The organism is uncultured Planktosalinus sp. (assembly GCF_963973675.1).
Lineage (GTDB): Bacteria > Bacteroidota > Bacteroidia > Flavobacteriales > Flavobacteriaceae > Planktosalinus.
The window spans coordinates 1-7,912 of the sequence record NZ_CAXBAN010000100.1 but is presented as its reverse complement, the minus strand read 5'-3'; the positions used below and the strand labels follow the sequence as shown (position 1 = coordinate 7,912).

At 39.5% G+C, this 7,912-nt stretch carries 11 protein-coding genes; 4 read left to right on the top strand and 7 right to left on the bottom strand.

Going from position 1 to position 7,912, the window contains the following annotated elements:
- Positions 1 to 297: hypothetical protein (locus AACY61_RS05540; RefSeq protein WP_339610590.1), on the top strand; the 297-nt coding region annotated here is incomplete at its 5' end.
- 250 nt (positions 298 to 547) lie between these two features.
- Entirely contained in the window at positions 548 to 1,279 is a 732-nt protein-coding gene (locus tag AACY61_RS05535; RefSeq protein ID WP_339610589.1) for an SOS response-associated peptidase family protein, read from the top strand.
- A 61-nt stretch (positions 1,280 to 1,340) separates the two neighbouring features.
- On the opposite strand, the gene AACY61_RS05530 is transcribed toward AACY61_RS05535, so the two are convergent.
- A complete protein-coding gene (locus tag AACY61_RS05530; RefSeq protein ID WP_339610588.1) occupies positions 1,341 to 1,526 on the bottom strand; it encodes a hypothetical protein in 186 nt (61 codons plus the stop codon).
- Between the two features lie 458 nt (positions 1,527 to 1,984).
- On the opposite strand from AACY61_RS05530, the gene AACY61_RS05525 reads away from it, so the two are divergent.
- Entirely contained in the window at positions 1,985 to 2,407 is a 423-nt protein-coding gene (locus AACY61_RS05525; protein ID WP_339610587.1) for a hypothetical protein, read from the top strand.
- Positions 2,408 to 2,484: 77 nt separating this feature from the next.
- Here AACY61_RS05525 and AACY61_RS05520 read toward each other — a convergent pair whose 3' ends face one another.
- The 4 genes from AACY61_RS05520 to AACY61_RS05505 all read right to left on the bottom strand — a co-directional run bounded on the left by AACY61_RS05520 (position 2,485) and on the right by AACY61_RS05505 (position 4,141).
- Complete coding sequence (locus AACY61_RS05520) at positions 2,485 to 2,661, bottom strand: hypothetical protein (protein ID WP_339610586.1); 177 nt, start codon at positions 2,659 to 2,661, stop codon at positions 2,485 to 2,487.
- 2 nt (positions 2,662 to 2,663) lie between these two features.
- Positions 2,664 to 2,810 (bottom strand): hypothetical protein, encoded by a 147-nt coding sequence (locus AACY61_RS05515; RefSeq protein ID WP_339610585.1) that lies wholly within the window; start codon positions 2,808 to 2,810, stop codon positions 2,664 to 2,666.
- 131 nt (positions 2,811 to 2,941) lie between these two features.
- Positions 2,942 to 3,367, bottom strand: coding sequence for a DUF5675 family protein (locus tag AACY61_RS05510; protein ID WP_339610584.1), 426 nt, complete (start codon positions 3,365 to 3,367; stop codon positions 2,942 to 2,944).
- Between the two features lie 18 nt (positions 3,368 to 3,385).
- Positions 3,386 to 4,141: a hypothetical protein gene (locus tag AACY61_RS05505; protein WP_339610583.1), complete on the bottom strand. Its 756-nt coding sequence runs from the start codon at positions 4,139 to 4,141 to the stop codon at positions 3,386 to 3,388.
- A gap of 245 nt (positions 4,142 to 4,386) precedes the next feature.
- On the opposite strand from AACY61_RS05505, the gene AACY61_RS05500 reads away from it, so the two are divergent.
- A complete protein-coding gene (locus tag AACY61_RS05500) occupies positions 4,387 to 4,587 on the top strand; it encodes a hypothetical protein (RefSeq protein WP_339610582.1) in 201 nt (66 codons plus the stop codon).
- A 555-nt stretch (positions 4,588 to 5,142) separates the two neighbouring features.
- Here the strand turns inward: AACY61_RS05500 and AACY61_RS05495 are convergent.
- Both AACY61_RS05495 and AACY61_RS05490 read right to left on the bottom strand, forming a co-directional pair.
- Positions 5,143 to 7,200: a S9 family peptidase gene (locus AACY61_RS05495; RefSeq protein ID WP_339610581.1), complete on the bottom strand. Its 2,058-nt coding sequence runs from the start codon at positions 7,198 to 7,200 to the stop codon at positions 5,143 to 5,145.
- 137 nt (positions 7,201 to 7,337) lie between these two features.
- Positions 7,338 to 7,912, bottom strand: a 575-nt coding sequence (locus AACY61_RS05490; RefSeq protein ID WP_339610580.1) for a DUF3471 domain-containing protein, incomplete at its 5' end; no start/stop codon positions are given.

Here is a 7,912-nt window from a genome sequence, read left to right as displayed (position 1 = left end):
CTAGAAACTGTTACGCAAAATTCTTCTTTTCCAAGACCTGAGGATTTACAATATTTAATGAACTCACACAGTTATTTTATGTGGGCCAAAGAAGAGACATTATGCTTGGGAGCGCTGGGTGTAATAACCCGTTGGTCAGGTAAAACATATGACGGTTACAATCACGAGCGCGAAAAATTTACAGTTGAAATTATGGCAAAGACAATTGACAAATCATCGCGCCTAAAATATAATTTGTTCAATAATTTTTTTGATCGCTTTTACAGAAGGTTAAGAATAATTGAACAAGGTGAGTGAAAGTAATCGTTATAAAACAACGCCACATAACCCCCCCCTCGCTGCGAAGTTTATAACTTCGCACTCCTAGTTTGTCTTCAAAATTCATATCGTCCCAAACATCTGTGATGGTTATCTTGAATTTGATTAATTTATCCCTCTAAATGATCACGGCTACTATTTTCAGTATAGAGTCAATGCTATTAAAATCTTAGTTTTAACTATTTGATAATTTTTGTAATTTAACACATCAATTCATAACTCAACCGCCATGTGCTTCCACACCTCTCAAACAAAAAAAGTAACAAAGCTTGAAAACCGCTTCAAAGTGAGCCTCCACGATGATGATGCCAGAGATGCCTATGACATCCCCTCATACCATTTAAACGGCTTTGCACATCCCAATATGCTCATCATCCCCCAGGAAGAACCTGCAGCATTGGTAGAAGGCAAATGGGGCATTGTACCACAAAACAAAAAACCGGAGGAAGTAGATGCTTATTATAAAGAAGCCGTCCGCTATGGCGGTGGTTTAAATGCCCAATCAGAAAAGTTGTTCAATCATTTCATATACAAACACGCGGCACATTCCCGGCGCTGCTTAATTCCCGTTACCAGTTTTTTTGAGCCCCATGAAGAAAAAGGAAAAAAATATCCCTTTTACATTTCCCGGCAAGACAATGACGCATTTGCATTAGCAGGTATTTATACCCTAATAGACGGGATGCCCACATTCACAATCCTCACAAAATCAGCATCACCTTTGTTTGAAAAAATTCATAACAAACGAAAAAGACAACCCATCTTGATCCCAACTGTAAACGAACAAGACTGGCTGGCAGACAACCTTACCGATAATGATATCCAACACCTCATCAACGCTCAATACCCCGAAGAAGAGCTCAACCCATACACAGTAAGCAAAGACCTATTCAGCCCAAAAATTCATAGCGATGTAAAATCTATCTTAGACAAAGTAGATTACGAAAACGTCTCAATCTAATCCCTGCGATCGTGTCCGCCGAAAGTTTAATAAAGGAATAATGTATAATGATAAATCGCTACTATAAATATCCCTTCTTTGATAGTATCACAAAAAGATGAACAATATTATGAGCACCAAATTCTTTTCTTAATTTCTTAAGCTCTTTTTCAATCATACTTACACTGTTAGGTAAAATTTCTCTTTCTTTTAGATACTCAGAAACCTCAGCTTGTGTATAACCAACGGCCATTTTCTTAACTATCATTTTTTGAATCCTGTTCATAAATCTAAAATACATTATTTTTTAAATTTCAGAAGCTCAGTTATAAGTAAATTATAGGTACTCATTTCATCCTAAAGAGTGTAAAGGAAAAATAACTTGAAAATAAAAATTAGATATATTTGCGAAAACAAATAAAAAGAAAACAAAGCTAGTGGGCTTCCTACACCAGCCGCCAATGCACTGTCAAGGTCAAGCCTCCGGTTTTGAAAAAAATCTCCACCCTCTATGCTGTACTTTTTTCAGCATCCCCTCATTTATTGAACTGTGCACTGCCACTGAACACTGAGCACTACAAACCCGGGTAGTATTTTTTCCAAAAACCTTGACAGCGCAGCCACGCCCTCAGTGATAGGGCTTTCTTTTTTTTTGTTTTTTCTTTTGTTCCGAAAAATATGTGAGCGAAGCGAGCGAAAGCATAATTAATTTTTAAATCCATAATTATGCTTAATTTCAAAATCAAAACCCACAAACACGGAAGGTTTTACAACACCCCGCACTTCTTCATCCTAAACAAAGGAAACAATGCCGGAAAACCGTCATTTGAACCTTACAGAAACGCCTTTGTCGTATTCTGCAACAACCAAAGCGACCTCCAAAAACTCTATTGGATATGCGCCATCCTCCACGCAGGTAGCCTGTTCAAACCTTACCACAAAGGCTCCGTCATCACGTTTGTTTCCATTTGCGACATCAAAAACCTGATTAAAGAATGCCTCTTTAACTATGACGGCCACTACTGGCAGGAACGCTTCAAGGTCCTCAAAAAACTGGAAGAGGCAGAAGAAAACCTCCGCAGGCAATCCGTAAACCTCAAAAACTACAAAATTTTAATGATGAGGTCATACCAACCGCAGTTAAACTAAAAAACAGGGCGCAAGCCCTGTTTAAAACAATAAAAAAAGCCCGGTACACCAAAACCGGGCTTTCTCATCAAACCAACCTACTTCCCGAACCACCGGGAAATAAACCGCAACACCACTGAAGCAATAAAACTCGCCACAGCGCCAATAAAGGCCATGATAACCGTTGTAAAAACATCCTCCACAGGCAAATTCGGCAACAAACCAAACGCAGTGCCACCCAAAAAACTAACCTTATGAAAAGAATGTGTTTCCATAACTAAATACCTAATGCAGGCGCATCACCGCCGGGTTCATCATGATCATCATCCTCATCTTTCACCACCGCCTGACTCACCACAGTGGCCACGGTTCCGGCAACCGTCACATAAGTGGCAATGGTAAACAAAGCAGTCGGTATCGCCACAGGAGCAGCCAGTATCGCACCACCTGCAGCAGTAAGCGCAATTCCAATATTTCGCAACGTCCTAAAAAACTTAGGAGTCGGTTTTGAATAACGTTCTTTTAAATTCATAACTCAAATCAAAATTAAATTAGCTAATTAGTTCCCTCACCGGCATCAAACACCGCTGAGGTAATGTTCAAAAACAAGGGTTCCTTTTTCATTCGGCACCGTTCAATGAATAGTAAGAGTTTTTCTAACGCTTTACGCGAAAGCACCCCCGTTCCAATACCTGTTAAATGCATAACCGGAGCCAAACACCCCCGAAGCTCTTTCACCGCATTATTCGCAGGATGCACCAAAATCCCCGAACGCCCGGTAACATTCTTAACCACTAAATGATGCTTAAACCGGTCCGTATACCAAAGCGCCAACTCATAACGCCCACCAGGAATACACGAAACGTTCCGCGCATTCTCCTTCCAGGGCAATTCAATCATAAAACAAATGAACTTCCCTTGATGAAAAAGGGCACCATTGGTGCCCCCTTCAAACTGATTCCTGAACAATTGCAATTCCATCACCCAATGAAATCACGATTACACTTGATCTACACCAATCAAACTAAGGGAGTTGTAAGCACCGTTTTTCAACGGGTACATATCACCATTCACCTCTTGATAAAAGCTCACACCAAGCACCTGCAACAGCGGCAGGGTAGAGTTAGCGGTTACCGTAGAGAGAAGATTGATTAATGCAGTCGCCTGAGCATCCCAAGGAAGAATCGCAGTCTCCTGACTGTCAAAAACAAACTCCTCGTTTTCAAAGTCAACCTCAGCCAACCCACTCACGATTTTGAAGTGAGTAGTCCCTGCAGGAGCATCGATACTCGCATTAGGAGTAAACACCGGGATCTCCACATCCAAGGTCCCGGCAACACGGTCCAAAGTAGGGGAGTAGGGAGCAAACATCACAGTACTCAATTTCCCGTTGATGTTAAACTCAAACCCATTGATCAATGCCATATCCCCATCGGGAATGGTTCTCAACCCACGCTCATTGGTTGGGTCCGTCTTAATCACTCTCATAAGTGATTGAGTCAATCTGCTGGTCACCCGTTTGTCCTTTGCATTCTGCAACAGCAAACGAATGGCCTTTCTCACCAATTTACCACCGGCACCGGCACGTCCAAATTCAGCCCCATTTTCACGGGTTCTTTGAAACGCCGGGTCGTTGGCAATTCGGTTTTTGTCCACACCACCTTTTTCACGAGCCAAATGCCCGTCGGCGGTCTTGTAAAAGGTAACACCTCCAATGGTACCTTTCAACCTGATAATTCCGGTCTGTCTTGCCATAACTATTCGATTTTTTGATTAATAAAACCCAAAAGTATAAGCACACACCACCACCCAAAGAACCCCATTTCCGATACCAACCACCTTTTCCGAAACAGACCATTTTAACCGCAAATACCAAATCAAACCAAAACAGATGAAACCATAGTCCACCCCACAAAAAAACACCACCACAACCGCTTAAAACATTGATTAACCCCCTACGATGCTGTATCTTTGAAGGGTAGATGAAGTATGGATAAAGTATGAAGAATTCAAAACGGATATGTATTTACCCAAAAGATATTCAGCGTATCACCGGCAAGAGTGAAAGACACGCCAGGAACCTCTTGTCCAAAATCAGAGAATACTTAAACAAGGAACCACATCAATTCGTCACCACAGAAGAATTTGCAAGTTTTACGGGCATAAAAAAGGAAGTGGTAGAGGAGTTTATTATTGATTAATCAGGGTGAAGATTCAATAAGTTTTACTTTTATTAAATAAGCAAATTTTGTATATTTATAATTCATTCACGAAACCAAAGTGAACCAAAATGTTCTGTTCTTATTGTGAGATATTTGTGAGTTCAAAGAATGATAATCAAACAAACTCAATGTTTATAAGGGTTTAGATAGGGCGTACATCGTCCTGTCATCCCGACAAGCACAAAAGTGATTTGCGAGAGCAAATCACTTTTTTTATTCCCTGAAGCGTACAAAATGCAATTTTGTAAACCGTAAGGGGATAAAAAAGTGAGAAAACGATAGTTTCACTTTTGTATTTCCAGCAATGGATGTAAAAGGATTCTGTAAATCCTGTCATCCCGACAAAAGAGTTTGCCAAAACTCGCAAATATCAACCTAATTATATGAAAATTATATAGTTAGGTTTTTTTTTATTTATTCTGTATTGAAAGTAAAACCTTCTTTTTAGTAAAGAGTTGTGAGGTATTTGTGAGATAAATAAACAAAAAAGTGATTGGGGTTACCAATCACTTTTTTAGGTAATTATAGTGTGATTTATTTCTTTACAGGTAAGTCTAAATCGGGTTTAGCTGCGGTTTTATCACCTGTCATCAGGTAAGTATCAAACCACTGTAGCATTCTTAAATTGTAGTCATATTTTGAACCTGAATTACGGTTTCCATGGCCTTCTCCAGGATAATAAATAAGTCTTACTGGAAGTTCAGGCTTTCTTACTTTTAAATGGCGGTACAACTCCATAGACTGAGCCGGGTGTACTCTTGGGTCATTAGCACCGTGCATAATAAGAATAGGGGTTTGAGAGCGATCTACATAATACACAGGACTTCTTTTCAGATAACCTTCCCAATCGTTCCAGATGCGTTTTCTTGAGTGTACTAAATACAATTCTTCCGGAATGTCGCTGGTTCCCCATTTTGAGAGATTATTGCTAATTCCAACAAACATTACTGCAGCAGCAAAGCGATCGGAATAGTAAGTGCTCATCCAAGCAGAAGCATATCCTCCATAGGATCCCCCGGTTACTCCAATGCGTTTTTCATCAGCGACACCTTCTGCAATCAGATAATCTACTCCATCTACGATATCGTCAAATTCTTTTCCTGCAAGGTCTCCTTGGCTACTGTAAGCAAATTCAACTCCTCTTCCTGTGCTTCCTCTGTAGTTTGGGTAAAAAACTGCATAACCTTTTGCAGTTGCCATTTGCCCGGGAATTGAATATGCGGTTAGCCAGCCATTGGTATAATGCGCTTCAGGACCACCATGAACTACGGTTATTAAAGGTACTTTGGTTCCCTCCCGGTGGTTTAGCGGGTACATTAGAATTCCTTGAATATCATATTTTCCATCACGTGTTTTGTAGGTAATCACTTCTTGTTTTCCTAGTTGTACTTCACTCAGCCAGGGGTTATTATTGGTTCTTTTTTGAGGAGATGCATTTCTTTTTGTTGTCAACGTAAATACTTCAGTGGGATGTTGGGGTGAACTTGCCGTAAATGAGATGGCGCCATTTGATGCTCTTGAAAACGAGGTAATGTTATGAGCGTCAGATTTAAAAATCTGCTGGTTACCAGTTCCATCCGGACGAATGGTTCCTAGCACAGAACTTGTTCCTTCACTTGCCAGATAGTGAATGGTATTGGCATCGGTCCATTTTATGGACTCATATTTACCCTGATAATTTGGGTTGATTATAGCAGGCTTTCCTCCATTTGCTGAGACAATTAAGATACGGCCGTCAATAGGGTCATGCAAGTCGTTTGCCGCTTTTATTGCTAGTTGATTATTGTCAGGGCTCCACTCAATTTGTCCTAGTTTACCTTCGTTGTCAATAGTCGCGATTACATTTCTGCTACTACTACTCACCACAAAAATACCTTGTTTCATATAAGAGTCATCAACTGAAGAAGTGGGCGCAGCAGATACTGCAATTTTAGACCCATCGGGGCTCCAGTTCATCATATAAATATTTCCATCAACATTCAATTGTTGTGGTTGTGGGTTGTTTTCAGAAAGATTGACAATGAATCCTTTACGCTGGTTGAAATCTTCTTCATAGAAGTCTGGGGAGTAGCTAAGAGGGGTTTGGGGTTTGTTATCTTTTTCCGAAATGGAAAAGGCCAATCGGTTACCATCTGTTTGCCAGCTGTAATTTGAAATGTTTGTATTGTATGAAAATAGTTTGGTTGCTTCACCTCCTGTTAAGCTTAATTCATAAAGTGCATTTGTGGAATCACCAGATTGTTTGGTCAAGAAAGTGATTGTTCCTTTTGCAGGGCGAAAAGTTACCTGACTCACTCCTGAAGAAGTAAAATAAGGTTTAGACTCACCAGTTGTCGTATTTAAAACATAAAGGTGTGTTTTGTTTGTTGCGTTTTCTTTAAACGCATCTGCAGGTACGCTTACTGTATATGCAACAAAGTTGCCATCAGCTGAAATAGTGCTGCCAGTTACTGCTTTCATTTTTGCAATATGATCTGGAGTTACACCTTGTGCTAAAATATTACTGAAAGGGGAAAGTAAAAATGAAACAACAAAAAATGCCGTAAACAGCATCTTTGCAGGTACATTTTTTTTGGAATAAAAAGTTTTCATTGTTAAAAGATAGATTTTGTTATTAATTGGGGAAAGATACTAAAATTTATTTTTCACATCTTGTATTTTACAGAAACCTTAATGCATAAAAAACCTCCATCGATTTGATGGAGGTAAATGATTTAAAGATTTTTTGATTAATTTATCTTTACCCCTTTAATTTCCTGACCGCCCTGAAACAGTGTCAAACTTTTAACAGATCCGTCAGGGTTTTTGTTAAAAGTTACTTTGGCTTCTACTACTTTAAGGAAAAAAGTGTTTTCGTTTTCTGCAAAAACTTCAAATTCCGGCTGACCGGTTGCCTGAGCAAAAATGCGGTTTTCCCGTGTTGTAACCACAATATGAAAAGCAGGATTTAGCTCATAAGTGCCTTCGTATTGAACAAGAACTTCCATTGGTAAAGAGACAGATTCTTTTTCAGTCTTGGGGCTTTTATCTGTTTCAACTCCCTTGCTTTTGTTGATTCGGTCAGTAAAGAGTGTTTCTTTTTTATCATTTTTTTTAGAAAACTTATAAGTTGTGAAACTGTCTTTAAACTGAAACTCATTTTCTGAAAGAGGAAACAGTTTAAAGGGTTGCCCACCTTCACGAGTACTGTAAAGAGAACCGTCACTATATGTGATAAAACGCACAACATCATCAAATTGGTAAGCTCCTGTCCATTGTTGCAGTTGTTCTTCAGTGAGAGTGACGGAAGGCTTTTCAATTAAAG